Origin of the sequence: Streptococcus parasanguinis (assembly GCF_040908565.1) — a bacterium.
GTDB lineage: Bacteria > Bacillota > Bacilli > Lactobacillales > Streptococcaceae > Streptococcus > Streptococcus parasanguinis_AC.
In genome coordinates this window covers 164207-190177 of sequence record NZ_JBDGEA010000001.1, presented here as the reverse complement: position 1 = coordinate 190177, position 25971 = coordinate 164207, and the positions used below count along the sequence as shown (strand labels likewise).

Annotated in this window: 29 protein-coding genes; 16 read left to right on the top strand and 13 right to left on the bottom strand. The window is 41.0% G+C overall.

The annotated features are described in order from the left end of the window. Window positions 1-185: 185 nt before the first annotated feature. The 3 genes from AB5Y61_RS01055 to AB5Y61_RS01045 are packed head-to-tail and all read left to right on the top strand — an operon-like array spanning window position 186 to window position 3005. The gene (locus AB5Y61_RS01055) at window positions 186-1109 is read left to right on the top strand and encodes an FAD:protein FMN transferase (RefSeq protein WP_301362322.1); all 924 of its coding nucleotides are present in this window, start codon (window positions 186-188) and stop codon (window positions 1107-1109) included. 24 nt (window positions 1110-1133) lie between these two features. Further along, entirely contained in the window at window positions 1134-1739 is a 606-nt protein-coding gene (locus AB5Y61_RS01050; RefSeq protein WP_195487201.1) for an NADPH-dependent FMN reductase, read from the top strand. An 18-nt stretch (window positions 1740-1757) separates the two neighbouring features. Beyond that, complete coding sequence (locus AB5Y61_RS01045) at window positions 1758-3005, top strand: NAD(P)H-dependent oxidoreductase (RefSeq protein WP_368402696.1); 1248 nt, start codon at window positions 1758-1760, stop codon at window positions 3003-3005. 29 nt (window positions 3006-3034) lie between these two features. On the opposite strand, the gene AB5Y61_RS01040 is transcribed toward AB5Y61_RS01045, so the two are convergent. From AB5Y61_RS01040 to brnQ, 3 genes are all read right to left on the bottom strand, one after another. Continuing rightward, window positions 3035-3607, bottom strand: coding sequence for a TlpA family protein disulfide reductase (locus tag AB5Y61_RS01040; protein ID WP_368402694.1), 573 nt, complete (start codon window positions 3605-3607; stop codon window positions 3035-3037). Window positions 3608-3629: 22 nt separating this feature from the next. After that, complete coding sequence (ccdA2, locus tag AB5Y61_RS01035; protein ID WP_368402692.1) at window positions 3630-4337, bottom strand: thiol-disulfide oxidoreductase-associated membrane protein CcdA2; 708 nt, start codon at window positions 4335-4337, stop codon at window positions 3630-3632. Between the two features lie 156 nt (window positions 4338-4493). After that, complete coding sequence (brnQ, locus tag AB5Y61_RS01030) at window positions 4494-5813, bottom strand: branched-chain amino acid transport system II carrier protein (protein WP_368402690.1); 1320 nt, start codon at window positions 5811-5813, stop codon at window positions 4494-4496. 195 nt (window positions 5814-6008) lie between these two features. On the opposite strand from brnQ, the gene AB5Y61_RS01025 reads away from it, so the two are divergent. Beyond that, complete coding sequence (locus AB5Y61_RS01025; protein ID WP_368402689.1) at window positions 6009-7031, top strand: YdcF family protein; 1023 nt, start codon at window positions 6009-6011, stop codon at window positions 7029-7031. 47 nt (window positions 7032-7078) lie between these two features. Here the strand turns inward: AB5Y61_RS01025 and AB5Y61_RS01020 are convergent, their stop codons facing one another. After that, a complete protein-coding gene (locus tag AB5Y61_RS01020) occupies window positions 7079-7633 on the bottom strand; it encodes a GNAT family N-acetyltransferase (RefSeq protein WP_049497917.1) in 555 nt (184 codons plus the stop codon). 95 nt (window positions 7634-7728) lie between these two features. Here AB5Y61_RS01020 and AB5Y61_RS01015 point away from each other — a divergent pair, with 95 nt between their 5' ends. Beyond that, window positions 7729-9072 carry an MATE family efflux transporter gene (locus AB5Y61_RS01015; protein WP_368402687.1) on the top strand — a complete coding sequence of 448 codons (1344 nt, stop codon included), beginning with the start codon at window positions 7729-7731 and terminating at the stop codon, window positions 9070-9072. A gap of 72 nt (window positions 9073-9144) precedes the next feature. Here AB5Y61_RS01015 and AB5Y61_RS01010 read toward each other — a convergent pair whose 3' ends face one another. After that, a complete protein-coding gene (locus tag AB5Y61_RS01010) occupies window positions 9145-10815 on the bottom strand; it encodes a formate--tetrahydrofolate ligase (protein ID WP_368402685.1) in 1671 nt (556 codons plus the stop codon). Window positions 10816-11088: 273 nt separating this feature from the next. On the opposite strand from AB5Y61_RS01010, the gene AB5Y61_RS01005 reads away from it, so the two are divergent. The 5 genes from AB5Y61_RS01005 (at window position 11089) to AB5Y61_RS00985 (ending at window position 15194) form a co-directional block, all read left to right on the top strand. Further along, the gene (locus AB5Y61_RS01005; RefSeq protein WP_368402683.1) at window positions 11089-11766 is read left to right on the top strand and encodes a phosphopantothenate--cysteine ligase; all 678 of its coding nucleotides are present in this window, start codon (window positions 11089-11091) and stop codon (window positions 11764-11766) included. A gap of 10 nt (window positions 11767-11776) precedes the next feature. Beyond that, complete coding sequence (coaC, locus tag AB5Y61_RS01000; RefSeq protein ID WP_368402681.1) at window positions 11777-12316, top strand: phosphopantothenoylcysteine decarboxylase; 540 nt, start codon at window positions 11777-11779, stop codon at window positions 12314-12316. Then, a complete protein-coding gene (locus AB5Y61_RS00995) occupies window positions 12313-12873 on the top strand; it encodes an ECF transporter S component (protein ID WP_368402679.1) in 561 nt (186 codons plus the stop codon). The genes coaC and AB5Y61_RS00995 overlap by 4 nt, the downstream gene beginning before the upstream one ends. Before the next feature lie 148 nt (window positions 12874-13021). Continuing rightward, window positions 13022-14737 (top strand): phospho-sugar mutase, encoded by a 1716-nt coding sequence (locus AB5Y61_RS00990; protein WP_368402677.1) that lies wholly within the window; start codon window positions 13022-13024, stop codon window positions 14735-14737. Window positions 14738-14846: 109 nt separating this feature from the next. Then, window positions 14847-15194, top strand: a complete 348-nt coding sequence (locus tag AB5Y61_RS00985; protein WP_368402675.1) for a thioredoxin — start codon at window positions 14847-14849, stop codon at window positions 15192-15194. A gap of 27 nt (window positions 15195-15221) precedes the next feature. On the opposite strand, the gene mutY is transcribed toward AB5Y61_RS00985, so the two are convergent. From mutY to AB5Y61_RS00960, 5 genes are all read right to left on the bottom strand, one after another. Beyond that, window positions 15222-16376: an A/G-specific adenine glycosylase gene (mutY, locus tag AB5Y61_RS00980; RefSeq protein WP_368402673.1), complete on the bottom strand. Its 1155-nt coding sequence runs from the start codon at window positions 16374-16376 to the stop codon at window positions 15222-15224. A gap of 92 nt (window positions 16377-16468) precedes the next feature. After that, window positions 16469-17443, bottom strand: coding sequence for a phosphate acetyltransferase (gene pta / locus AB5Y61_RS00975; protein WP_368402672.1), 975 nt, complete (start codon window positions 17441-17443; stop codon window positions 16469-16471). A 21-nt stretch (window positions 17444-17464) separates the two neighbouring features. Further along, window positions 17465-18358, bottom strand: coding sequence for an RluA family pseudouridine synthase (locus AB5Y61_RS00970; protein WP_368402671.1), 894 nt, complete (start codon window positions 18356-18358; stop codon window positions 17465-17467). Beyond that, window positions 18355-19173: an NAD kinase gene (locus AB5Y61_RS00965; protein ID WP_368402730.1), complete on the bottom strand. Its 819-nt coding sequence runs from the start codon at window positions 19171-19173 to the stop codon at window positions 18355-18357. Before AB5Y61_RS00965 ends, AB5Y61_RS00970 begins: the two co-directional genes overlap by 4 nt. Then, on the bottom strand, window positions 19157-19828 hold the full coding sequence (locus tag AB5Y61_RS00960; protein WP_023918039.1) for a GTP pyrophosphokinase: 672 nt from the start codon (window positions 19826-19828) through the stop codon (window positions 19157-19159). The genes AB5Y61_RS00965 and AB5Y61_RS00960 overlap by 17 nt, the downstream gene beginning before the upstream one ends. Before the next feature lie 95 nt (window positions 19829-19923). Between AB5Y61_RS00960 and AB5Y61_RS00955 the strand changes: the two genes are divergently transcribed. The 6 genes from AB5Y61_RS00955 (at window position 19924) to AB5Y61_RS00930 (ending at window position 23983) form a co-directional block, all read left to right on the top strand. Continuing rightward, entirely contained in the window at window positions 19924-20481 is a 558-nt protein-coding gene (locus tag AB5Y61_RS00955) for a CYTH domain-containing protein (protein WP_155124926.1), read from the top strand. A gap of 72 nt (window positions 20482-20553) precedes the next feature. Further along, window positions 20554-21510, top strand: a complete 957-nt coding sequence (locus AB5Y61_RS00950) for a ribose-phosphate diphosphokinase (protein WP_070661397.1) — start codon at window positions 20554-20556, stop codon at window positions 21508-21510. A gap of 9 nt (window positions 21511-21519) precedes the next feature. Next, entirely contained in the window at window positions 21520-22632 is a 1113-nt protein-coding gene (locus AB5Y61_RS00945) for a cysteine desulfurase family protein (protein WP_368402670.1), read from the top strand. Window positions 22633-22641: 9 nt separating this feature from the next. Then, window positions 22642-22989: a DUF1831 domain-containing protein gene (locus AB5Y61_RS00940; protein ID WP_368402669.1), complete on the top strand. Its 348-nt coding sequence runs from the start codon at window positions 22642-22644 to the stop codon at window positions 22987-22989. A gap of 1 nt (window position 22990) precedes the next feature. Beyond that, window positions 22991-23206: a DUF4649 family protein gene (locus AB5Y61_RS00935; RefSeq protein WP_298617545.1), complete on the top strand. Its 216-nt coding sequence runs from the start codon at window positions 22991-22993 to the stop codon at window positions 23204-23206. Window positions 23207-23335: 129 nt separating this feature from the next. After that, complete coding sequence (locus AB5Y61_RS00930) at window positions 23336-23983, top strand: redox-sensing transcriptional repressor Rex (protein WP_003015147.1); 648 nt, start codon at window positions 23336-23338, stop codon at window positions 23981-23983. Between the two features lie 52 nt (window positions 23984-24035). Here AB5Y61_RS00930 and radC read toward each other — a convergent pair whose 3' ends face one another. The 3 genes from radC to AB5Y61_RS00915 form a co-directional block, all read right to left on the bottom strand. Then, the gene (radC, locus tag AB5Y61_RS00925) at window positions 24036-24719 is read right to left on the bottom strand and encodes a RadC family protein (protein WP_368402668.1); all 684 of its coding nucleotides are present in this window, start codon (window positions 24717-24719) and stop codon (window positions 24036-24038) included. A gap of 51 nt (window positions 24720-24770) precedes the next feature. Then, on the bottom strand, window positions 24771-25052 hold the full coding sequence (locus AB5Y61_RS00920) for a porphobilinogen deaminase (protein ID WP_368402667.1): 282 nt from the start codon (window positions 25050-25052) through the stop codon (window positions 24771-24773). A gap of 170 nt (window positions 25053-25222) precedes the next feature. After that, window positions 25223-25966, bottom strand: coding sequence for a class A sortase (locus tag AB5Y61_RS00915; protein ID WP_368402665.1), 744 nt, complete (start codon window positions 25964-25966; stop codon window positions 25223-25225). Window positions 25967-25971 lie beyond the last annotated feature (5 nt).

Here is a 25971-nt window from a genome sequence, read left to right as displayed (position 1 = left end):
ATATCATAAACTTGGTATCGTTTACAATGGATTTGCTCAGTATTTGTGATTTTTTTTTCAATTTTTTGAAATCAAATTTTCACATTCTTCAATAAATGTCAAATAATTTGCTTGAAAAGGATTGTGAAAACGGTCTCTTTCTGATATACTATAAGTAAGTGAAAATTGGAAAGGATAGATTTTTAGTGAACCTAAGCAGTCGATCCGAACGTCTGATGGGAACCACCATCACCGTTTCGATCTTTCACCCGCAAGCGGATGAAATTTTAGCACAATGCTTTGAACTTCTCCGTACCTATGAACATCGCTTTAGTGCAAATGATACTAGTTCCGAACTGATGGTGGTCAATCATCAGGCTGGTATTAGACCTGTTCAGGTCCATCCAGAACTTTTTGAACTGATTACATTAGGAACGATACATAGCCAAGCGAAAGATAGCCATATGAACATCGCGATCGGTCCTCTTGTACAGACCTGGCGGATAGGATTTTCTGACGCCAGACGGCCTGAATCAGAAGAAATCGAGCAAGCTCTCTTAACAATTGATCCCGAACAGATCCAACTAGACCAAGAAAGCCAAACAGTTTTTCTAAAGCGTCCTGGAATGAAGATCGATTTAGGTGCTTTAGCAAAAGGCTATAGTGCTGATTTGATTGCTACTTTTCTAAGAGAGAAAGGTATCTGTGATGCTTTGATTGATTTAGGTGGCAATATCCTTACACTAGGTCAACACCCTATTAAACAACAGCCTTGGCGGATTGGTATTCAAAACCCTGTTGAATCGAGAGGTCAGCATCTACTGGTTCTATCGATTGAAAACAAGTCTGTGGTTACCTCAGGGATCTATGAGCGCCATTTAGAAGTCGATGGTCAGTCATTTCACCATATTTTTGATAGTCAGACAGGCTATCCAGTCGAGACAGATTTGGCCAGTATCACTATCATTTCCGATCGATCTGTAGACGGAGAAATCTGGACCACACGGCTGTTTGGGGAAGCACCAGCTTCCATTTTAGACATTGTTAACTCACTGCCTGGTATCGATGCTCTTTTGGTATCGCAATCAGGCAAGATTGCCTATACCAATGGGCTTCAAACTTATTTATAATTTCGCTATCAGAAAGGATCTTCCATGACTAAACTTATTGCGATCGTTGGAACAAACTCAAAACGTTCTACAAACCGTAAACTACTTCAATATATGCAAAAACATTTTGCTGATAAAGCTGAGATTGAATTAGTTGAAATCAAAGATATTCCTGTCTTTAATAAACCAGCTGACAAACAAGTTCCTGAAGCTGTTTTGGAAATTGTTGCCAAAATCGAGGAGGCTGATGGAGTGATTATTGGTACTCCAGAATATGACCACTCTATTCCAGCAGTCTTGATGAGTGCTCTAGCATGGCTTTCTTACGGAGTCTTTCCATTGTTAAACAAACCGGTTATGATCACTGGTGCATCATATGGTACTTTAGGATCATCACGCGCCCAACTACAACTTCGTCAAATCTTAAATGCTCCAGAAATTAAAGCAAACGTCCTTCCTGACGAATTCTTACTTTCACATTCTTTGCAAGCATTTGACAACTATGGAGATTTGGTAGATTTGGACATCATTCAGAAATTAGATGCCATCTTTGATGATTTCCGTCTGTTTGTAAGGATTACAGACAAACTGCGTAATGCTCATGAATTACTTCGCAAAGATGCTGAAGAATTTAACTGGGAAAACTTGTAAGATAGGAGACTGAAAAGAATGAAATTTGTTGGACTTGTAGGATCAAACTATGATCAATCTTATAACCGTAAACTCTTGGAATTCATTCAACGCAAATTTAAACTCAAATTTGAATTGGAAGTTCTAGAAATCGACGAAGTTCCAATGTTTAACCAAGATGAAAAATGGGACGAAAGTTTCCAATTGCGTCTCTTATACAATAAAATTAATCGTGCAGACGGGGTTATTATTGCAACTCCTGAGCATAACCATACGATTTCTGCAGCGCTCAAGTCTGTCCTTGAATGGCTCTCTTTCGAGGTACATCCATTTGAAAACAAACCAGTCATGATTGTCGGTGCTTCTTACTATGACCAAGGTACTTCACGTGCTCAGGTTCACCTTCGTAAGATCTTAGATGCTCCAGGTGTGAATGCCTATACTCTTCCAGGCAATGAATTCCTCCTTGGAAAAGCGAAAGAAGCTTTTGATGCAGAAGGTAATATCATTAACGAAGGAACAGTTAAATTCCTTGAAACTTGCTTGGATAATTTTATTAAATACGTTGAGGTTGTGTCCAAATTGAAAAAACCAAAACCAATTGAACCAGAAGACTTGGATTGTAATCAACCAATTTCTACTACTGTCACTGAGGTTGATCCTGATGATCCAGATTGGGTTGAAAAAGTTGCAGAAATCACAGGAGCTGTGTCTGGTGATACCTATGTGAAACTAGACCATGGTATTCTAACGGTTAATCAAATTGATATGTTCTTGAAAGCTATGCCTTTTGAGTTAACCTACGCAGATGATAACAACCAATTCCTTTACTATAACAATGCCCATCAAGATCCAGATAGTATGTTTGCAAAACGCATTCCACCTCAATCAGGTAGCCGGATGTCAACTGTCCACGGATCACTTCCGCCAGCACGTATGAAAAACGTTGAATGGGTTATTGGTACTCTTCGCAATGGAAACCAAGAATATGTTCGGACCATTGTTCCAGGTTCACCTGAAGGGGTCATCAATACGCACAACTACCAAGCTATGTATTACGAAGATGGTTCATACGCTGGTATCAATGAGATTGTCTTCAACTTCAAACCATGGTTGGACTGGTATCTTCAAACAACTGGCCAACGCCTTGTAGGTGGTAGCGGACCATTTGCTCCTGCTGCTGGTGGACATGGGGATGCAGATGCAACTTCTGGTGCTTCTGATGCTGGAGGACATGGCGACGGAGGCCACGGAGATGCAGATGCAACTTCTGGTGCAAGTAACTAACAAAAAATGAAGCTTTATGCTTCATTTTTTTATTTTAAGTCTTTGATAATCTTCTTAGCATCTTCGTTTGAGATAGCCCCTAATTGAACATGTCCAATTTTTCCTTGGCTATCGATAAAGACTTCCGTAGGAATCGAACGAACTTGATAATTCATAAAAGCAGATCCATCTGGATTGTACAAAACAGGAACCGATTGATAGTCTTGTTGGGCAAACCATTTGACGAACTCTTCTTCTGTTTTTTCACCTTGCATCCCCGGTGCCATAACAGTGAGAATCTCAAAGTCCCTATCCTTTTCTTCGACCAGTTTATTCAATTCAGGCATACTTTGCCGGCAAGGGCCACACCAGGTTGCCCAGAATTTCAAATATACCTTCTTCCCTCTGTAGTCTGAAAGTTTAACCGTATTCCCCTTCATATCCTTTAGCTCAAAGTCACTGGCTTCTTTTCCTACCAAGGGATGTTTACTAGCGGTTGTGTTGGTCATTGGTTGATTATCCATGGATTGATTGTTCATGCCACTTTCGGACTGATTCATAGAGCAAGCAGTCAGGATGGATAGAGAAAGAAGCGAAAAACAGGCGTATTTAATAACTTTCATAATGAGTAAACCTCCATTTGATTTATGAAAAGATAGCAGACAAGCTATTCAATTGTCCCAAAAGTAACAAAATCCCCATAATGATGATGATCAAGCCACCTATCTTCTTTAGTAACAAGAGATGGGGTTTTAGACGATTAAAGTATGGGAGAACGATCCCAGATGCTAGAGCTAGGAGTAAAAATGGAATGGCCATCCCTAATGTATAAATGAAAAGGTAAACGGCTCCCATGAGGGCATCTTGACCATTAGATGCTGCTAAAGCAAGTACAGAGCCAAGAACCGGACCGATACATGGCGTCCAGCCAAAGCTAAAACCAAGCCCAAGAAGAAAGGCGGAAAATAACTCATTCTTCTGTTTGTTGGCTCCGAAATTCATTGTTTTTGGCTTTTCTAAGAAGCTAAAGTGAAAGACTTCCATCTGATGAAGGCCAAGAATAATGATCAGCGCTCCCATCAGGTATCGGAACCAGTTGGTGTACATGATTTGACCAAGCAAACCTGCCCCGAAACCAATAATGAGGAAAATAACAGAAATCCCTGCGATGAAACACAAGGTCTTTACAAGACCATGCCAGCGAATCTTCTTCCCAAAAATCTGAATGGATTTTTCCTGATCACTTCCTAGTAATACCCCGATGTATACCGGAAGCAAAGGAAAGACACAGGGAGAAAAAAAGGAGAGAATCCCTGCCAGAAAGACAGTGAAAGAGAAAATGATTTGATTCATAAAATGCTCCGTATATTGATATGTTAGAAATAGTATAACATGCCCTTCCTTAAATTAAAAATTTTTGCTACAGTTTGTATTTAAAGAAACTATTTAGGTACTAGTTTCAAAATAAAAAAACTCTAAAGCGGCGAACTTTAGAGTTTCTAGTAAATCTTATTCTTCTTCTGCACTTTGTTTATTGGGCAAGAACAGAGCAAGGACAATACCAACGACTGCTGGTAGTAACCATGGGAGGGATTGGGCAGCAAATGGTAAAGTTTTAATGATGTTTGCCAGTCCTGTAAGTTTAAAGGTACTTGCAAGAACATCTGCAATCGCCACCAAGCTAACTAAGAAAATAGTCAGTTGCATTCCTGGTTTTGATAGTTGAGTAAATTTGTTTACAATCACAATCAACACAATAGTAATAGTAATTGGATAGAGGATCATCAAGACAGGTAATGAATAGGCAATAATGGCGCTCAAGCCAAGATTGGCAATGGAGAATCCAATCAAAGTAAAGACTGTCGCATAAACCTTGTAAGAAATTTTAGGGAAAGTATTATGGAAGAATTCCCCTGTTGACACGATCAAACCGGCAGTTGTTGTAAAACAAGTCACCGTCACCATACCTGCAAGGAAGATTTGAGCAGCTGGGCCAAAGATAGCCTTGGTCGCTTCTGAAAGGACATAGACCCCTTTATTGGCATTAGATGCCATTACTTTTGCTGGAATTGGGAAATGATTTCCAAGGTAACCCAAGCCGATGTATAAAATACTGAAGCCAATAGCTACAACGATCCCAACGATCCAGATGGTTTTAATGTATTCCTTCTTGCTGGTGAAACCAAGTTGATTGAGGGTTGTTACCGCAATCACACTAAAGGCCACTGAAGCAAGGGCATCCAAGGTATTGTACCCTTCGAGGAAACCTTGCCCAAAGGCAGATGCTTGGTAGGCTTCTGTTGCCACTTGTGGCACGTGTCCGCTGTACTTGACAGCACCAAGGACAACCAGTACAACGATCAAAATTGCAAAGATCGGTGTTAAAATCCGACCAATACTATCTAAGATTTTAGAAGGATAGAGGGCAATCAAATAGGCTAAACAGAAATAAACCAAGGTGAAAATGAAGAGACCAAGTCCTCCATTGGCATTTCCTAACAAGGGAGCAATCCCAACTTCGTAGGAAACGGTAGCCGTTCTTGGAATGGCAAAAAAGGGACCAATAGAGAGGTACAAGGCTACCAGATAAACGATGGCAAACCAAGGCGCGATTTTACGCGAAATCTCGTGGATATACCCTTTAGGATTGAGTGTCCCAATAATCAAGGTGATAATCGCAATTCCTACTCCTGATAAGACAAATCCAGCAATAGCTGGCCAAAAATGGCTACCCGACTGGGCACCTAGCGCAGGTGGAAAGATCAAATTCCCTGCACCGAAGAAAATACCAAATAACAGCAAACCTGTTAAGGAACCTTTTCGTAACATGTGTTCTCCTTTACATTTTTCAATCTTATCCAGTATAACAGCTTTTATCCACCACGGCAATTCTTTTTATCTGGATTTATTGCTTTTCTCAAATGGCAGTTAAGGCTTTTAACAACATTGAACGATTGAGGAGTTCATAAGCACATTTTAGCCAATTGTGTTACAATTGAACTACTACTATATTTAGGAGTCATCATGTTTCTCTATCTATTCTGGTTGGTTCCAGCTACTATTTTTTTATTTTTCTTTATGAACGACCGCAGACGACTGATCAATGCTTACTTCTTTTCAATAAGTTTCGGCCTTTTCCTCCTAATTTCTGCCCTTCTACTAGTTGTTCGTACGGAGCTCTGGTTTAACCAAAAGGTTGCCATCATTATCTTTTCAGTACTTGCTATCCTTGTTTTACTCAGCATTATTTTCTCAACTGTTTTTCTTCTTTTTAACGGCCGTCAAATGATGTCTTTTGAAGGTAAAAGGTTGGCTAACCTCCTCTCACTCCTATATGGGATTTTTATTATCGGCACCTTGGCGCTTCATTTTCTTCCTGATTTACCAGGAAAAGATCTCTTGATTTATCCAACAGACTTTGCTCTCTTTTACTCGACTTTTCTTTATCTTTCTTATGTTTTATATGGGACTTTTTGCAATTACTTCCCCGTTCGTAAAGAGCCGGATGCTATCATTGTCCTTGGCTCCGGTCTAATTGGGGATAAAGTACCACCACTTTTGGCCCAGCGTCTCACTAAAGGAAAGGCTATCTATGAGCAGTTCGAGGGGCGACCAAAACTGATTGTTTCTGGTGGACAAGGTGCTGATGAGTTAACCTCAGAAGCGGAAGCTATGGCAAAGTACCTGATGGAACAGGGGGTACCACAGGAAGACATTTTGATTGAGAATCGTTCTCGAACGACTTTTGAGAATCTGACATTTAGTAAGGCTATTCTTGAAGCTCAGAGACTAGGAAAGAATGTCCTTGTGGTGACCAATTCTTTTCACGCTCTTCGGGCTGGTATCTTTATGAGACAATTAAAAATCCCTGGACGCAGTGTCGGTTCAAAAACAGCTTTTTATTATCTCCCATCGGCTTGGATCCGAGAAACTGTTGGGCTAGTTTCTCTCTATTGGAAATGGCATGCTGCTTTCTTAGCTTTTCTGTTTCTGCCTTGGTTCTTTTCACAAATCATGAATATCATAAACTATTTCTTTATTTACTAACCAAAAAAGTTCTCTGCAAATTAGCTGAGAACTTTTTTATATCATGTCTAATGATCACTAAAGCGTCGGTATTCAATACGGAAATCAAAGTAATTCTCTGCCTGCAGTTTATGGAAGATGTCCCGATAAGCCTCTTCATCAAATTGATCGCCTCGATAGAGAATTTCAAAGCTAAGTCCGTCGTATTCTAAAAAGGCATTAGCAGTTTTAAATCCATTTCGCTTATAGAAATCCATCCGAGACTGACGTTGCTCTATATTGTCGCATTCTTCATCTAAACGTTCCACTTCAAGAATCATGGTCCTTTGGTAAAATTCCACCAATTTTTCAATGATTTCTTGACCATATCCGTGGCTTCTTAAATGTGGCATAATGGCAAAAAAACTGACATAAAAAGCTTTCTGATTATAGATTGAAAAAGCAAATCCGACAAATTCTTCCTCGTTATAAAAAGCAAAGAAATTGGCATCGTCATTGTCCGTATAGCGTAAAAATTCTGACAAAGGAACACGCTCTTCTTCTGGAAATGCTTCGATATTCAGCCTTTCAACCTTATCCAGATCTGGAAACGTTTCAGTGATTAATTGGCTCGTTAAGCTCATATGGCCTCCTTTTCTGACACGATTATATCAAAAAATGTAAGGGGATTCAACAATCGATGCTTGTCGCCAGTTACTGAAGTTGGTATAATGGCACTATGAAAAGAATTCAACGTGTGGACCTCATAGATGGTCCTATTTTACCCGCTCTTTTAAGTTTTGCCTTTCCTATTCTTTTGTCCAATATATTTCAACAACTCTACAATACCTCGGATGTTATGATTGTGGGGCGTTTTCTAGGTCAAAAATCATTGGCTGCCGTTGGAGCAACCTCTGCTATTTTTGATTTGATCGTTGGTTTTGCTATCGGTGTTGGAAATGGAATGGGCATTATTATTGCGAGAAATTATGGAGCCAAAAACGAAGACCAATTACGAAAATCAGTTGCAGCAACTGCTGTTATTGGCGGCATCCTCAGTCTCCTTGTGATCTTCATTGGTGCTGTCGGACTTTATCCGCTGCTCCAGTTTTTAGGGACCCCATCAGCTATTCTAGCTCAGTCCTATCTTTATATTTCCACCATTGTTAATGGTGTGGCTGTGACCTTTGCCTATAATCTTTGCGCCGGACTTCTGAGAGCGGTTGGCGATAGCTTAGCGGCACTCTACTTCCTGATTATCGCTGCCATTCTCAATATTCTTCTCGATCTATATTTTATTACCCAACTCCATCTCGGAGTCCAATCTGCTGGAATTGCGACTATTATTGCTCAAAGCTTCTCTGCACTTCTTTGTTTCTTTTATATCCGCAAAAAGGTCCCTTTTCTTTTACCAAGTCGAAAAGATTTTGTCTGGGATCAAAGGCTGTATCAGGATTTGATTAGCCAAGGACTGACAATGGGTCTCATGTCTTCGATTGTCTCTATTGGAACCGTCATCTTACAATCAGCTATCAACAAGCTTGGAATGACCATCATTAGTGCTCAAATCTCAGCCCGCCGGATCATGTCCTTTGCCCTTCTGCCAATGGCTGCTATTTCTACAAGTATGACGACCTTTACCTCTCAAAACTTTGGTGCCAAACAATTCCGACGCATTCAAAAAGGTGTTAAACAAGCTTGTCTCATCTCTCTTATTTGGTCCATTTTTGTTGCAGTTTTCCTCTTCTTTACAAGCCCCTTCTTTACAAGCCTCATATCTGGATCTAGCGATCCTAAATTAATCGCAAATGCCAGTCTTTATCTGCAGATCAGCTCCTGCTTCTATCCGGTCTTAGGATGCCTCTTGATTTTAGGGAATTCCCTCCAAGGTATCGGCCGAAAATTGACCCCTTTGATTTCTAGCTTTATCGAGTTAACAGGAAAAATTCTCTTTGTTCTCCTGATTATTCCCTATACAGGCTATATAGGAGTCATTCTTTGCGAACCCTTGATTTGGGTTCCAATGACCCTTCAACTTTGGTTTACCTACCACAAAGCCAGTCATCAGCTTCTTGCATCATAACATGTTACGAGTACATAATAAAACAACTTCTGCTCTTTTGAACAGAAGTTGTTTTTTGTCATCAGGCGTCTATTAGAACAAGCCGATCGCTGTACCATCAGCAGCCACATCCATATTCAGAGCAGCTGGACGTTTTGGTAAACCGGGCATGGTCATCACATCCCCAGTCAAAGCGACAATAAAGCCTGCCCCCAACTTTGGAACCACTTCACGGATAGTGATTTCAAAGTTTTCCGGAGCTCCCAAGGCGTTTGGATTATCGGAGAAGCTATATTGTGTTTTGGCCATACAGATTGGCAACTTATCCCAACCATTTTTCACGATTTGGGCAATTTGTGTCTTAGCTTTCTTCTCAAAGTTTACCTTGCTACCACGGTAAATTTCCGTCACAATTTTTTCAATTTTTTCTTCTACAGAAAGGTTGTTATCATACAAGCGTGTGTAGGTAGCTGGACTTGTTTCGATGGTTTGAACCAAGGTTTCAGCAAGGTCAACTCCACCGTCCGCACCATTCGCCCATACACTTGCAAGCTCCACTGGTACCTCAATTTCAGCACACAATTCTTTCAAAGCAGCAATTTCTGCTTCTGTATCTGTGATAAATTCATTGATGGCAACCACTGCTGGAATACCAAACTTACGGATATTTTCAACGTGACGTTTCAAGTTGGCAAAACCAGCACGAACAGCTTCTACATTTTCTTCAGTCAATGCATCCTTAGCTACTCCACCATTCATCTTAAGAGCACGAAGGGTTGCAACAATCACTACTGCGTCTGGAGATGTTGGCAAGTTTGGAGTCTTGATATCAAGGAATTTCTCAGCACCAAGGTCTGCACCAAAGCCTGCCTCAGTTACTGTATAATCAGCTAAGTGAAGTGCTGTCGTCGTTGCTAGTACAGAGTTACATCCATGGGCAATATTGGCAAATGGACCACCGTGAACAAAGGCAGGCGTTCCATAGATGGTTTGAACCAAGTTTGGCTTGATCGCATCTTTGAGGATCAAGGCAAGAGCCCCTTCCACTTCTAAATCACGGACATAGACTGGACTACGGTCATAGCGGTAACCAATCACGATATTGGCTAAGCGACGTTTCAAATCTTCAATATCTGTCGCCAAGCAAAGGATGGCCATAATCTCGGAAGCAACCGTAATATCAAAACCATCTTCGCGCGGAATTCCGTTTAAAGGACCGCCAAGACCGACAGAAACATGACGAAGAGCGCGGTCGTTCAAATCCACTACCCGTTTCCAGATAATGCGACGTTGGTCAATACCGAGCTCATTTCCTTGATGCAAATGATTGTCAATCAAAGCGGAAAGAGCATTATTAGCCGTTGTGATGGCATGCATATCCCCTGTGAAATGAAGGTTGATGTCTTCCATCGGTAAAACTTGGGCATAACCTCCTCCCGCAGCACCGCCTTTAATCCCCATAACTGGGCCTAAAGATGGTTCGCGAATCGCAATCATCGTTTTTTTACCGATCTTATTTAAAGCATCTGCTAGACCAATGGTAATGGTGGATTTCCCTTCTCCAGCTGGAGTTGGGTTAATCGCAGTAACTAAGATGAGCTTCCCTACAGGATTTTTCTCAACTTCACGAATTTTATCGAAACTTAATTTCGCCTTATATTTTCCATACAATTCAAGATCATCGTTGTCCAAACCGATCTTCTTCACAACGTCCACAATCGGTTGAAGTTCAATACTTTGAGCAATTTCGATATCTGTTTTCATAAGGGAACACTCCTTTATATTTGATATGTCTATTATACTCAAAATTCGCTAAAATAGCACTGTTTTAGCATATATTTCTTTCAACGTTCGTCTTTCATGTACCTTTTTAAGAAATCATCTATTTTAAATCAAAACACCAAGCCAAATCAATAGTGGTGGCGGGAAGCTCTGTTTTTGGCTTCACAAAAATAAAACGATATCATTTGTATTAGACACCACCTTTTAATCCTTTCAAACCTTTACTTATGTATTTTTTTTTTGTAAAATAAGCGTATGCATATTTTAATTACATCCGGTGGTACTAGCGAAGCAATCGATCGGGTTCGCTCCATCACCAATCATTCAACTGGAAGTCTTGGAAAAATCCTTACAGAAACTGCTCTGGCCAAAGGTCACCAAGTCACTCTGATTTCAACTCCTTCTGCTCTGAAACCAGAAGCGCATCCCCAACTTCGGCTTATTTTGATCAACAATGTTGAGGAACTTCTCTCTCAAATGAAAAAGGAAGTTCCTTGTCACCAGGTATTAATCCATGCTATGGCCGTCTCAGACTACACACCTGTTTACATGACAGGCCTTGATGAAGTTGAGAACGCTCAGGATCTTCATACCTTTTTCCATCGCGAAAATCACGAAACCAAAATCTCTTCGAAAGAAGAATATCAGGTGCTCTTCTTAAAGAAAAATCCTAAGATTATATCGCTCGTCAAAGAATGGAATTCTGCGATTCAACTGATCGGCTTTAAGCTTTTAGTCGACGTTTCTTCTGAAGAGTTGATCCAGGTAGCACGTGAAAGCCTGGTTAAAAATCATGCCAGCATGATCGTTGCTAACGATCTGACCAAGATTCAAAACGGTCAGCATCAAGCCTATCTAGTGACAGACGATCAGGTCCTAGAAGCTTCTACGAAAACAGAAATTGCAGAGGCTATCCTACGTTATATCAAATAAAAAGGTACATATGACACAAATTACTTTAGCTGTTACCGGTAGTATTTCCGCCTATAAGGCTGCTGATATTACCAGCCAACTAACCAAATTGGGATTTGAAGTGAAGATCCTCATGACTCCTTCAGCCCAAAAATTTATCACCCCTTTAACCTTGCAAGTTCTTTCAAAAAATCCAGTAGGGCTAGATGTTATGGTGGAAGACGATCCACAGCGGATCGAGCACATCGACATTGGGAAAGAAACTGACCTCTTTCTTGTCGCACCGGCTAGTGCCAATACGATTGCTAAATTGGCCATAGGACTTGCAGATAATATGGTCACAAGCACAGCTCTAGCCTTGCCTCAGACCACAAAAAAATTACTAGCCCCCGCTATGAATACAAAAATGCTGGAACACCCAGCTACCCAACGAAATCTAAAACTCTTACAAGACTATGGTTACCAGATTATCCAACCTCGTGAAGCTCTACTTGCTTGTGGGTACAAAGGGTCTGGAGCTCTAGCGTCTGTAGAAACTATTGTAGAAACTGTTAAGGAGCATTGTTTATGAGAAAATCATCTTCTATTTCACGAATTGCCATCTTTTTTGCGGTTATGATCACTATTCACTTTGTGACGTCCTTCATTCTGCAATTTGTTCCATCAGGTATTCAACCAACCTTGGTTCATATTCCTGTTGTGATTGCCTCCATTATTTACGGGCCACGAATTGGAGCCACTTTAGGATTACTTATGGGACTCTTTAGCCTCACCATGAATACACTGGTTTTAACCCCAGCAAGCTATCTCTTTAGTCCCTTTGTCCCTCACGGAAATCTCTACTCCCTTCTCATTGCTTTAGTACCGCGTATTCTCATCGGGGTAACCCCTTACTTCGTCTATCGCTGGATCCACAATCGTACAGGACTTATGGTAGCTGGGATGATCGGTTCTATGACCAATACTGTATTCGTTTTAAGCGGAATCTACTTCTTCTTTGGTAACAGTTTTGGAGGGGGAATTCGAAATTTCCTTGGCTTGATTGTGTCTACTAACTCACTCATCGAAGTCATTGCAACAGTACTCATTACCAGTGCAGTCGTTCCATCTCTTGAAAAATTAAAATAATCTTCCAAGTCAAGACAGATTCGTCTTGGCTTTTTTAATGGTTAAATGTTTATTATTTTTGAAAAGATTTACAATTATAGCTAGAATTTTCTGAAAAAATCTGCTATAATGAAAGCGATTAAATATAACGCAAAAAGGAGACGCTTGCATGACCTATCAAGAAAACTACCAAAAATGGCTCGACTTTGCTGAATTACCAGCTTACCTTCGTGATGAGTTGGTCGCAATGGATGAAAAAACAAAAGAGGATGCCTTCTATACCAATCTTGAATTCGGTACAGCTGGTATGCGTGGGTTAATCGGTGCTGGTACCAACCGTATTAATATCTATGTTGTTCGCCAAGCCACTGAAGGATTGGCCCAATTGATCGAATCAAAAGGGGAAGAAGCTAAAAAACGTGGAGTTGCCATTGCTTATGACAGCCGTCACTTCTCTCCTGAGTTCGCTTTTGAATCTGCTCAAGTTTTGGCTGCTCATGGGATCAAATCGTATGTATTTGAAAGCCTACGTCCAACACCTGAATTGTCATTTGCTGTTCGTCACCTCCACACATTTGCTGGGATCATGGTAACAGCTAGCCACAACCCTGCTCCATTTAACGGATACAAAGTATACGGTGAAGACGGTGGACAAATGCCACCTGCAGATGCGGATGCATTGACAGATTACATCCGTGCGATCGAAAATCCATTTACTGTTCAATTGGCTGATCTTGAAGAAAGCAAAGCTAACGGCTTGATTGAAGTTATCGGTGAAAACGTCGACGCTGAATATTTGAAAGAAGTGAAAGGCGTTAACATCAACCAAAACTTGATCAATGAGTATGGTCGTGATATGAAGATTGTCTACACGCCACTTCATGGTACAGGTGAAATGTTGGCTCGTCGTGCTCTTGCACAAGCTGGATTTGAAGCAGTTCAAGTTGTTGAAGCTCAAGCAATTCCTGATGCAGACTTCTCAACTGTTAAATCTCCTAACCCAGAAAGTCAAGCAGCCTTTGCTCTTGCTGAAGAACTTGGCCGCAAAGTAGACGCTGATGTATTGGTTGCAACTGACCCAGATGCTGACCGTCTTGGTGTTGAAATCCGCCAACCAGACGGTTCTTACCTCAACCTTTCTGGTAACCAAATCGGAGCGATTATTGCTAAATATATTCTTGAAGCTCACAAAACAGCTGGTACGCTTCCTGAAAATGCTGCCCTCTGCAAATCCATCGTATCCACTGAGTTGGTGACTAAGATTGCAGAAAGCTACGGCGCAACGATGTTTAACGTCTTGACTGGTTTCAAATTTATCGGTGAAAAGATTCATGAATTTGAAACACAACATAATCATACTTACATGCTTGGTTTTGAAGAAAGCTTCGGTTACCTCATCAAACCATTCGTACGTGACAAAGATGCTATCCAAGCCGTTCTTATCGTTGCTGAAATCGCAGCTTACTACCGCTCACGTGGTATGACTTTGGCAGATGGTATCGAAGAAATCTATAAACAGTACGGCTACTTCGCAGAAAAGACTATCTCTGTTACCCTTTCAGGTGTGGATGGGGCTGCTGAAATCAAGAAAATCATGGATAAATTCCGTGGCAATGCTCCTAAACAATTCAATAACACAGACATTGCTAAGACAGAAGACTTCTTGGAACAAACTGCTACTACTGCTGACGGCGTTGAAAAATTAACAACTCCTCCAAGTAACGTATTGAAATACATCTTGGCTGACGATTCATGGTTTGCTGTTCGTCCTTCAGGTACAGAACCAAAAATCAAATTCTACATCGCTACAGTTGGTGAATCTGAAGCAGATGCTAAAGAAAAAATTGCGAATATCGAAGCTGAAATCAATGCCTTTGTAAAATAAGCAACTACAAAAGATGAGATCGACCAATCTCATCTTTTTTTCGTATCAAAATACAGCATTTTTTCGCCCTTTATGGCATACTAGATTTATAAGAAAGCGAGGTAATCTCATGGAACAATTTTTAGAAGATATTAAAGATCTTGAAGTAACCACTGTTGCGCGTGCGCAAGAAGCCATCGACCAAAAAGAAACAGCAACCTTCTTTATTGGACGCAAAACTTGTCCTTACTGTCGTAAATTCGCTGCTAAATTAGCAACTGTCGTTGCTGAAACAAAAGCTCATATCTATTTTATTAATAGTGAAGAAACAAATCAGCTAGACGCATTACAAGCCTTCCGCTCAACTTACGGTATCCCAACTGTTCCTGGATTTTTACATGTTGAATCCGGAGAAGTCAGTGTTCGTTGCGACTCATCCATGTCCGAAGAAGAAATCAAAGCATTCGCTCATTTATAAAAAAATTAGCTAGAGATCATTCTCTAGCTAATTTTCATTTTCCGTAAAAGTTGTCCAAATCTTCTGCTGAGGTTTAGCAAAAGGATAGTCCGAAAATTCTTCTGGTGTTAACCAAACAGTCGATTCGCTTGTTGGTTGCTCTCCTTCTTTTACTAGGCCGTATCGAATCTGAACCTGCCACTTGCGATGTGAAAAGACATGCTGGACAATAGGATACGATCTGTCCTGCCAATCAATGACCAAATCATAGTCCTGTTCAAAGGAAAGAGTTTCTGGGTTGACTTCTGCATGCCCCTGCCCATCCAATAGAGATAATTGGCCTAGGTTCTCAGATAGGCTTTCCACTTCGATCAAAGGAAAATGCCAGAAACCTGATAAAAGCCCTTCTCGCTCATTTTTCTCCAGTAAGTAGCGCCCTTGACTATCCTTAATAATAAAGGCTGTAAGATAGACAGGTACCGGTTTCTTCTTTGGAGTCTTGATGGGATAACGATCCATGGTCCCATGTTGATAGGCCGCGCTAAAATCCTTGACAGGACTCTCTTCCGGCCGCGGGTTGACTGGGGATTCAATATCTGATCCCAAATCCATCAAAGCCTGATTGAAATCACCAGGACGATCTGGATCAATCAAGATCTCCATCATGGCTTGGAAAATCTTGCGATTGGTCGGGACTCCAATATCGTAGTCCACCTCAAACAAGCGGGCTAGAACACGCATGACATTGCCATCCACAGCCGGCTCTGGCAAACCAAAAGCAATACTCGCAATGGCACCAGCAGTATAAGGCCCAATTCCCTTCAGTTGAGAGATAGCCTCATAACTTGATGGAAACACTCCTCCGTGGTTATCCATGATCTGCTGGGCAGCTTTCTGCATATTGCGGACACGTGAGTAATACCCCAAGCCTTCCCAAGCTTTTAAGAGCCTTTCTTCAGGAGCTTGAACCAAATCAGCGACCGTCGGAAACCAGTCTAAAAAACGCTCATAATAAGGAATAACCGTATCGACACGTGTCTGCTGGAGCATAATTTCTGAGATCCATATTTTATAAGGATCTTGCGTCCTTCTCCAGGGGAGATCCCGTTTATTGGCATCATACCAGGCTAATAACTTTTCTCGGAAAGAAGCAATTTTTTCCTCCTCCCACATGATAATCCCGTAATCTTTTAAATCTAACATATTCCTAGTATACCATAGAACGGCTTAGAGTTTAGAAATTCTGATTTTATAAAGAAAAAGGCTCAAGATCATCCTGAGCCTTTCAATCACTCTTATTGTTCTACTGCTTGTGCTGCTGTAATCAAGGTCAATTTGTACACGTCATCTGAATTACATCCACGAGAGAGGTCGTTCACTGGTTTGTTCAACCCTTGCAAGACAGGACCTACCGCTGCAAAGCCACCCAAACGTTCAGCCATCTTGTATCCAATGTTACCTGCTTCAATACCCGGGAAGATAAAGACATTGGCTTGCCCTGCCACCTTGCTTCCTGGAGCTTTCAGGGCTGCAGTTGCTGGGACAAAGGCTGCATCAAATTGCAATTCTCCATCAATTTCAAGGTCTGGACGAAGTTCATGCGCAAGCTTAGTTGCTTCCACTACTTTATCAACACTTTCACCGAAACCAGAACCTTTGGTTGAATAGCTCAACATGGCAATTTTTGGATCAATTCCAAACATCTTGGCTGTGATAGCAGAGTTGATGGCAATTTCAGCCAAGCCTTCAGCGTCTGGATTGATATTGATGGCACAGTCCCCAAACAAGTAGCGTTCAGTTCCGCGTACCATGAGGAAGGCACCTGAGGTTCGTTTGACATTTGGACGAGTTTTGATGATTTGGAGGGCAGGACGAACAGTTGCAGCTGTTGAGTGAATGGCACCTGACACCATCCCATCAACGATTCCCAAATGTACCAACATGACACCAAAGTAGTTGACATCGTCTTTCAAAATTTGACGTGCCTCTTCATCTGTCATTTTACCCTTACGGCGCTCAACTAAGGAAGCTACCATCTCTTCAAAACCTGAGTAAGAATGCGGGTCGATGACTTCGTATCCATCCAAGACTCCTTCAATTTCAAGATAAATACGAATCTTATCTGGATTACCAAGCAAGACAGGTGTTACGTCTGTTTCTTTAACAATGCGTTTCGCTGCTTGCAGAATACGAGGTTCTTCCCCTTCTGGTAACACAATACGAGCATTCTTACCAACGAGGTTGGCTTTGAGATTTTCAAAAACTTCCATGAGTTTTACTCCTTTTAATAATTAATAACTTGTTTGAAGCTGAGTTAATACAGCTTGAAAATCTGGAGGCAGTGGACTTTCTATGACCAACTCTTCCTCTAGAAATGGGTGATAATAGGATAGACGGTGGCAATGGAGTGCTTGACGTTCAATGCCATCTTCTAGACTTCCGCCATAGAGATCATCTCCCAAAAGTGGAAAACCAATATAGGAAAAATGAACGCGGATCTGATGAGTCCGACCTGTGTGTAACTGAATATCCACAAGGTGAATATCACCAAAAGATTGAACAACCTGGTAGCTAGTATGAGCATACTTGCCACCCTTAGCGACCTTTCGAGTAATGATCGACTCTTCATCACGCGCAATCGGAGCAATAATTTCTCCGACAGGATCAAGCTTCCCAGATCCCTTGACCAAGGCGTAATAGCGTTTCTGAATCGTTTTGGATTGCAATTGCTTATCTAAACGGGCATGGGCATAGCCATGTTTGGCAAAGAGCATAACGCCACTAGTATCCTTATCCAGGCGAGTGACAATGTGGACCTGCTGGTTCTCATAGCCTTGCTTCACATAATAGCCTTTTACAAAATTTGCCAAGGTATTAGAATGAATCGCACTTGGAATCGAGGCGATGCCAAAAGGTTTGTTTAAGACCAAAAAATGATCATCTTCGAACAAAATATCCAAAGGTCGATCGATAGGTTTTAGGGTTTCAAAACCTTCTTCTGCTGGAATGTCTATGACCAAGTGATCCCCAATATCCAACAAATAAACTGCATTCTCCGGACGTCCATTGACAAGGATCTGGCCACCACGAAACTTGATCTTTGCTAAGAGGCCCTTAGAAACCTCATGCTTTTTCAGGAAGGTCTTAACCTTGACATGCTCATCGACAATGAATTCAAATCTCATTCCCTATCATCTCCGATAAAGGCATCCTTGACCCGATTCCAGAAACTGGTATGACTGGAACTTGCCACAAAATGAATCTTATGGTTGTCAATCTGGTACTCCACCTTTGCAATGTTGCGATAGGAATAAGTTGAATTGTCAACAGAGATAATGTGGAAGCCAGGTCTCGTCGGTGTAATCTCGATCTTATCCTTTTTAGGGACAATGACAGAAGAACCCAAAGTCCGATAGACACGATTGTTGAGACTAGCAATCTCCGCAATCTGCAACGCCTCAATGGTCGGGTGAAGAACGGCTCCTCCCAAGGATTTGTTATAAGCCGTACTTCCTGTAGGAGTCGAAACAGTAATCCCGTCTCCTCTGAAGCGCTCAAAATCCACTCCATTGATGGTAAGATCGGCAACCATGGTCCGGTCGCTTCTCTTAATCGTTGCTTCGTTCAAGGCTCTCATGGTACGGGTTTCCCCATTGTCAAAAGTAATCTTGGCATTCAAAATAGGGTAGGAAACTTTAGCCCCTGTATCATACTTTAAATTCTCAACTAGCTTATCAATTTCACTATCCAAGTAATCCGTATAGAATCCTAAGTGTCCGGTATGGACGCCAACAAATCGTACCCGATCCAACTGGTGTTCATACTTGTGAAAGGCTGATAGCAACATCCCATCACCACCAATGGAAATCACAATATCCGGGTGCTTCTCCGTCAAAATAAAATTATTTTTCCGAAGTTTGTAGCGCAATTGCTGAAAAACCTCTTCACTTTGACGCTTTCGATTGCGAATAATGGATACTTTTTTACCTGTAGTCTTCATCTGTGTCATCACTATTTCCAACGCCATCATTTAACTTACGATGAAGTGGATCAAACAGGGCTTGAGCCTCCTGAATCGCATCCCGAATTGCCCCCATCTCTTCATCCAAGAGATAGGCCAGGTTTGCTGTCGTCTCTAAGCGTTTTTTGATCTCGTCTGGAAAGTCTCCTTTATATTTATAATTAAGCGAGTGTTCAATGGTTGCCCAAAAATTCATGGACAAGGTCCGAATTTGAATCTCTGCTAAGATCGTTTCATTTCCATCAATGGTATCGACCGGGTACTCGACCACAACGTGGTAACTCCGGTAGCCACTTGATTTCTTGTGGCGGATGTAATCTCGCTCTTGGACCACGCGCATATCCTGCCGTTGTCTCAGAACCTCTAGGATCTCTTCGACGTCATCCACAAACTGGACCATGATGCGAAGACCAGCAATATCTTGCATATCCTGAGCCAGATTTTCTTCAGAAATATTTCTTCGGATCATCTTTTCACGGATGCTCTCAATCGGTTTGACCCGTCCTGTGACAAACTCAATTGGAGAATGCTTTTGCTGTTTACGATATTGCTTACGAATCCCACGCAGTTTGATTTTTAATTCCCCAACTGCTTGGATATATGGATCTAAGAAGTTTTCCCAATCAATTGCCATCCTACCACCTTGTAATCTGAACCATTTTTGTATACAATAAACACATCTCCTATTATATCATGAATCGCTTTCGAAAAAAAGCAAAGGACTACAAAATGAACCATTTAGAAATTGAATACAAAACCTTGCTAGACAAGGAGGAATACCAATCCCTCCTTCCACTTTTTGCTGATACAGAATTGGTTGTCCAAACCAATCACTATATCGATACCCCCGACCAGCTCATGCGTAAGGAAAAAATGGCTTTGCGGGTGCGTACTTTCACAGATCAGGCTGAATTGACTCTCAAGGTTCCTGAAGCAGTTGGCCATTTCGAGTACAATCAAAACCTCAGCCCAGAAGAAACTGACGCGATCCTTCAACACCAACAGTTTCCTGACGGAGAAATCAAAAACCTCTTGATCTCTAAAGAAATCCCCGTTGAGCATCTCGCTGTCTGGGGAAGCCTTACAACAGAACGCTTCGAAAAAGAAACAGCTGCAGGCTTGGTGGCACTAGACCACAGTCTCTATCTAGACACTGAAGATTATGAATTAGAAATCGAGGTCGAAACTGCTGAACAGGAAGAAAATTTCCATCAGTTCATCAAAGAGCATGGAATCGTCTACAAAGCAGCAAAAAATAAAATCGCCAGATTGGCTGAAAGATTGTAAAATAGCTGAAATTATCGCAAATTTTTGCTAAAATAGTGCTAAGATCAAAAATCTAAATGAGGTTGGAATCACATGTCAGATAAAAAAAATATGAAGCTCTTCTCTCTCAATTCAAATCCAGAGATTGCGCAAAAAATCGCGGATCATGCTGGGGTTCCACTTGGGAAAATTTCATCCCGTCAATTCTCAGATGGTGAAATCCAAGTCAATATTGAGGAAAGTGTTCGTGGATATGATATTTATATCATTCAATCAACCAGTTTCCCTGTCAACAATCACTTGATGGAACTCTTAATTATGGTGGATGCTTGCCAACGGGCCAGCGCAAATACTGTCAATGTGGTCATGCCTTACTTCGGTTATGCCCGCCAAGACCGGACTGCTGCTCCTCGCGAACCAATTACTGCTAAGCTTGTCGCAAATATGTTGGTCAAAGCTGGGGTGGATCGTGTCGTCACTCTGGATCTCCATGCAGTGCAAGTCCAAGGTTTCTTCGATATTGCCGTGGATAACCTCTTTACCATTCCTCTTTTTGCAGAACACTACATCAACAAAGGTCTAACTGGTCCTGATGTTGTAGTCGTCAGCCCTAAAAACTCAGGTGTTAAACGGGCTCGTAGTTTAGCTGAATATCTTGATGCACCGATTGCGATCATCGATTACGAGCAAGATGATGCGAACCGTGATTATGGCTATATTATCGGCGATGTCAAAGATAAGAAAGCGATCTTGATTGACGATATCCTCAATACTGGTAAGACATTCTCAGAAGCTGCGAAAATCGTTGAACGCGAAGGAGCTACTGAAATTTATGCTGTTTCAAGCCATGGTTTATTTGTTAAAGGTGCTGTTGAATTATTAGATCAAGCTCCGATCAAAGAAATCTTAGTAACCGATTCTGTTGCTCCAAAAGGACCAACACCAAAAAATATTAACTATCTGACAGCTAGCGAACTGATCGCTGAAGCTATTGTTCGCATTCAAGAAAGAAAACCTGTTAGTCCTCTATTTGCCTACCATAAGAAATAAGGTCTTAATGTGATATATTTTGATAATGCCGCAACAACTCCCCTTCTACCTGAAGTCATTGATAAAATGTCTGAAACTATGAAGACCACTTTTGGAAATCCATCGAGCCTTCATGCTCATGGACGGATGGCTAGTAAACTTCTCCGAGAATCTCGCGAGCAAATTGCTCAGTCTCTCCATACTCTTCCAAATCGTATTTTCTTCACTTCAGGTGGATCAGAAAGTAATAATACCGTTATAAAAGGCTACTGCTTGAAACACCAAGCAGATGGCAAACACATCATTACGACCGCTTTGGAACACCATGCGGTTCTTGAACCCATCGAATATCTTGTAGAACGTTTCGGATTTGAAGTTACGATCGTCCAACCAAGAGATGGACGCATTCAGGCTAGTGATATCAAGGCGGCTCTTAGACCGGATACCATTCTTGTCTCTACCATGTTTGCCAATAACGAGACAGGCGATCTTCTACCGATTAAAGAAATCGGAGAACTCTTAAAAGATCATCCAGCTGCCTTTCACGTTGATGCGGTCCAAGCAATCGGAAAGGTCCCTGTCTATCCCGAAGAGTTGGGAATTGATTTTCTCAGTGCTTCTGCCCACAAATTCCACGGACCAAAGGGAGTCGGCTTCCTTTATGCAGCCGTACCAGATTTTGATAATCTCATCCATGGTGGGGATCAGGAAAGTAAGATGAGAGCCAGCACGGAAAATCTCATTTCAATTGTAGGGATGGCAACCGCGCTTCAGCAAGCTACACTTCATCAAGAAGAAAATTTCAACCAGGTTCAAAAACTCGGTCAAGAACTAGTTAATGGTTTAGCAGCCTACGACTACTACGTAAATGCGAGTGACGATCATCTTCCATTTGTTTGGAATCTTGGCTTCCCAGGCGTCCAAAACGATGTCTTGCTGATGAGACTGGACCTAGCTGGAATATCTGTCTCTACAGGATCTGCTTGTACCGCTGGTACAGTTCAACCCAGCCATGTCCTAGAGGCACTCTATGGAAAAGATAGCTCACGCTTGAAAGAATCCCTTCGAATTAGTTTTTCAGAACTCAATACCGTAGAGGAGGTTCAAGACTTCCTCGCAAAACTTAAAGAAATTTTATCATAGGAGAACAATATGGCTTTTGAAACAAGTGTTTCATTGAAAGACTGCAAATATACCTATAGTCTACACCCAAATGTTAAAAAATATACCTTACGTGACAATACATTTGCTGTCACAAAAGTTGGAAATTACGAGTTAAATCGTTTGCTCGAAGCTGTTCCAAATAGCGGTGAAGGCTTCTTGCTTAAAATTATTTTCAACAAAGACCTTACAGGTTTTAAAATCAATATTACAGACAAGTCTGGACTTCGTCTGGTTAATATCTTTAAAAATTCAGAAAATGACATTATCCAACAAAAATTTTATTTCCTAATGGATAGTCTTGTCGAAAGAGAAATTTTCAACAAAACAGAGGTCTAATATGGTAACCCTAACTTATATCGACGCTTACCAAGTAGAGCGAACGACTACTTATCCCGACCTCGCAGCCTGCATCCTAGCCTTTTCAGGCTGTGTAACCCTGCCTGACTCTTACTCAATTGTTTCCATTGAATACAAGGGTGAAAAACTCCCCTATAAGGGGAGGGTCGATGGACTCTATGCTTTTTTGAAAAAGGTAGAGCAAGCTGAAAACTAAGCTGATGCTGATGGAACTCTCCATCGCCATCAGCTTTTTCTTTAGACAAAAATATTTTTGAAAAAGCGTTCTAGATAGTTGATTTTTTCACAATCTTCCTATACAATAAGAGGGAAAGGTTGTGATATTGTGAAACATGATAAAAATACTCCAATTCCACGCGCAACAGCAAAACGCTTATCGCTATACTACCGCATTTTTAAACGCTTTAACTCTGAAAAAATAGAGCGCGCCAATTCCAAGCAAATTGCGGATGCAATTGGGATTGACTCTGCTACTGTTCGCCGAGATTTTTCTTATTTTGGTGAATTAGGAAGACGTGGATTTGGTTATGATGTAAAAAAACTGATGAACTTCTTTGCAGATCTTTTAAATGATAATGCTATTACTAATGTCGCTATTGTTGGGATCGGAAATATGGGAAGTGCCCTCCTCAACTATCGCTTCCATGAACGCAATAAGATGAAAATTGTCATGGCGTTTGATCTAGACGATCACGAACTGGTCAATACTAAAAGTAAAGACGGAATTCCTATTTACGGTATTTCATCTATTAAAGAGAAACTCAAACAAGAAGGCATTCAAACAGCCATTCTAACTGTTCCAAGTGTTAAGGCTCAAGAAGTTGCTAGCCTCTTGGTAGATGCTGGTGTCAAGGGAATTCTCAGTTTCTCGCCAGTGCATCTGACAGTCCCTAAGGATGTCGTCGTCCAATATGTCGATCTTACTAGTGAATTGCAAACACTCCTTTATTTTATGCGTAAAAACGAAGAATAAAGACTTATACTTCAACAACAAAAAGGTTGGAACAAGAAGGTTCCAACCTTTTTTATACCAAATAATCCGTTTCTTCTCGATAACTATAGTAGTTTTCTTCGGATACAATCAAATGATCCAATAGGGTCAACCCCATTACTTCACAGGCCTCTAAGACTCGCTGAGTGACTTCATCATCATTTTTACTGGGGAATACGGCACCAGATGGATGATTGTGAGCCAAGATAATGGAGGTTGCCATGTGCTTCAGTGCATAATGCAGGATTTCACGCGGCTCCGCGATACTTCGATTCACTGTTCCAATAAATATCGTCTGTTGATGAATAATTTCATTCTGTGTATTCAAATAGAGGGCAACCAGGTGCTCCTGTTTTTTATGGCCAATTTCCTGTTGTATTTTATGAGCCAATTTCTGACTACTCATGATTTGTTCAGAACTCATTAATTCATCTTTATGAATCCTTCGCCCAAACTCAATCACAGCCTGAAGTTCGATGGCCTTAACCCGACCAATCCCAGAGATTTCCTGAAGCTCCTCTATCGTTAATTGTCCTAACTCCTTTAAACTATTCACCGAGCTCAAAAGGCTTTGTGCGATCTCATAAACGCTATTCTTCTTATTGCCTGTTCGTAAGAGAATGGCTAACAATTCTTGATGACTCAGCTTGTCCACCCCTTCAGAAACCAAGCGTTCTCTAGGAAGCAAGGATGGTCCGATAAATGATATGTCGTACATAATTTCCTCCTCACTTATTAATTCGTAATAAAGTGATAAAATGAGGAAATTTTATATTTTACAAGCGATTTCTTGCCTCAAATCTTCTAACACCAAAACTTCATCTTTATTAAAGCGGATCTGATAACCTGTTTGAACTTGTTCAAGCTCCTTTAAAAACTGTTGAATTTCACAGCGGATCAAGTACTCCTGACTCTGAGGAATGGCTTCTAAGGTTTGGTAGACTTGCTCTACTTCGTAGATTCCTTTCGTAATTAATCCATTTCGTGGAAAATCATTTATTAAGAGATTATAGAAATGATGCAAGAGATGATAAATTCGCTCTTTTGTCACTATTCTACCTCCTTATCATACTCTTTCTCCTCTTATTATATACTGAATTTCCCTCAATATTATGACAAGTTCCTTACATTATATTACCAATCTCTTACAATTTTACAAGAATTTCTCCTAGCTTCCTACATAGAAAAAGCCCAAACATTTCTGTCTCGGGCTTTATTTTCTTAAAGTTGCATTTGATTATAAGACTTGCTGAATGAATCCAGGATGTCTTTTGGAGCCTTGTCATAGTCAACAGAGGTTTCCAAATTTCCTTTTACAATCGTACGGTAAGTCGCTGCAGCATCCTCACAAGTCACCAAGGTGATCTCATTGACACCTTCACGATCTTGAATGACATCTACACGGTCTGGAGTCACTGTCTCAACAGACGAGATGACATAAGTATAGATTTTTTCTTTATCCGTGATGTAGATCTTCATACCCGCCTTGGCTTTCTCTAATGGTGAGAATAACATGGCATTTGCTCCAGTTAGACCAAACACGTGGTGACTAGCAAGAGAATAATTGCCTTGCCCCATGATTTGGTTTTCCTTCATGGTCCCTGCTCCGTAGTAAAGGGTTACATTTTCAAGTCCCTTAAAGATCGGAAGGTTCATGTTTAATTCAGGAATCGAAATCCCCCCAATTACTGGTAGTTTTTGAGCTTGCCATTGGGCATTGATGACTGCTTCCGTCGAAAGTGACTGGACATGTTGAAAATCAAAGCTCGTCTTCACTTCTTTATTCTTGTCAATGGTTTTTTTATCGACCTTGCTAACCTGGTATTGGTTGGTATGCCAAACCATGATCATATTGCGGATCGGAGCATTGAAAATTAAGAGAAGCGAGAGAATAATCAAAAGTGTTGCAACGATGTTGATAAGAGTATTACGTAAACTCTTTTTCTTTTTTCTTTTGCGTGACATGCTGT

Excerpts from the sequence above, each read along its gene's own strand:
- AB5Y61_RS01050 (WP_195487201.1), top strand. The coding sequence starts at position 1,134 with ATGACTAAACTTATTGCGATCGTTGGAACAAACTCAAAACGTTCTACA.
- AB5Y61_RS01045 (WP_368402696.1), top strand. The coding sequence starts at position 1,758 with ATGAAATTTGTTGGACTTGTAGGATCAAACTATGATCAATCTTATAAC.
- AB5Y61_RS01040 (WP_368402694.1), bottom strand. The coding sequence starts at position 3,607 with ATGAAAGTTATTAAATACGCCTGTTTTTCGCTTCTTTCTCTATCCATC.
- ccdA2 (WP_368402692.1), bottom strand. The coding sequence starts at position 4,337 with ATGAATCAAATCATTTTCTCTTTCACTGTCTTTCTGGCAGGGATTCTC.
- brnQ (WP_368402690.1), bottom strand. The coding sequence starts at position 5,813 with ATGTTACGAAAAGGTTCCTTAACAGGTTTGCTGTTATTTGGTATTTTC.
- AB5Y61_RS01025 (WP_368402689.1), top strand. The coding sequence starts at position 6,009 with ATGTTTCTCTATCTATTCTGGTTGGTTCCAGCTACTATTTTTTTATTT.
- AB5Y61_RS01020 (WP_049497917.1), bottom strand. The coding sequence starts at position 7,633 with ATGAGCTTAACGAGCCAATTAATCACTGAAACGTTTCCAGATCTGGAT.
- AB5Y61_RS01015 (WP_368402687.1), top strand. The coding sequence starts at position 7,729 with ATGAAAAGAATTCAACGTGTGGACCTCATAGATGGTCCTATTTTACCC.
- AB5Y61_RS01010 (WP_368402685.1), bottom strand. The coding sequence starts at position 10,815 with ATGAAAACAGATATCGAAATTGCTCAAAGTATTGAACTTCAACCGATT.
- AB5Y61_RS01005 (WP_368402683.1), top strand. The coding sequence starts at position 11,089 with ATGCATATTTTAATTACATCCGGTGGTACTAGCGAAGCAATCGATCGG.
- coaC (WP_368402681.1), top strand. The coding sequence starts at position 11,777 with ATGACACAAATTACTTTAGCTGTTACCGGTAGTATTTCCGCCTATAAG.
- AB5Y61_RS00995 (WP_368402679.1), top strand. The coding sequence starts at position 12,313 with ATGAGAAAATCATCTTCTATTTCACGAATTGCCATCTTTTTTGCGGTT.
- AB5Y61_RS00990 (WP_368402677.1), top strand. The coding sequence starts at position 13,022 with ATGACCTATCAAGAAAACTACCAAAAATGGCTCGACTTTGCTGAATTA.
- AB5Y61_RS00985 (WP_368402675.1), top strand. The coding sequence starts at position 14,847 with ATGGAACAATTTTTAGAAGATATTAAAGATCTTGAAGTAACCACTGTT.
- mutY (WP_368402673.1), bottom strand. The coding sequence starts at position 16,376 with ATGTTAGATTTAAAAGATTACGGGATTATCATGTGGGAGGAGGAAAAA.
- pta (WP_368402672.1), bottom strand. The coding sequence starts at position 17,443 with ATGGAAGTTTTTGAAAATCTCAAAGCCAACCTCGTTGGTAAGAATGCT.
- AB5Y61_RS00970 (WP_368402671.1), bottom strand. The coding sequence starts at position 18,358 with ATGAGATTTGAATTCATTGTCGATGAGCATGTCAAGGTTAAGACCTTC.
- AB5Y61_RS00965 (WP_368402730.1), bottom strand. The coding sequence starts at position 19,173 with ATGAAGACTACAGGTAAAAAAGTATCCATTATTCGCAATCGAAAGCGT.
- AB5Y61_RS00960 (WP_023918039.1), bottom strand. The coding sequence starts at position 19,828 with ATGGCAATTGATTGGGAAAACTTCTTAGATCCATATATCCAAGCAGTT.
- AB5Y61_RS00955 (WP_155124926.1), top strand. The coding sequence starts at position 19,924 with ATGAACCATTTAGAAATTGAATACAAAACCTTGCTAGACAAGGAGGAA.
- AB5Y61_RS00950 (WP_070661397.1), top strand. The coding sequence starts at position 20,554 with ATGTCAGATAAAAAAAATATGAAGCTCTTCTCTCTCAATTCAAATCCA.
- AB5Y61_RS00940 (WP_368402669.1), top strand. The coding sequence starts at position 22,642 with ATGGCTTTTGAAACAAGTGTTTCATTGAAAGACTGCAAATATACCTAT.
- AB5Y61_RS00935 (WP_298617545.1), top strand. The coding sequence starts at position 22,991 with ATGGTAACCCTAACTTATATCGACGCTTACCAAGTAGAGCGAACGACT.
- radC (WP_368402668.1), bottom strand. The coding sequence starts at position 24,719 with ATGTACGACATATCATTTATCGGACCATCCTTGCTTCCTAGAGAACGC.
- AB5Y61_RS00915 (WP_368402665.1), bottom strand. The coding sequence starts at position 25,966 with ATGTCACGCAAAAGAAAAAAGAAAAAGAGTTTACGTAATACTCTTATC.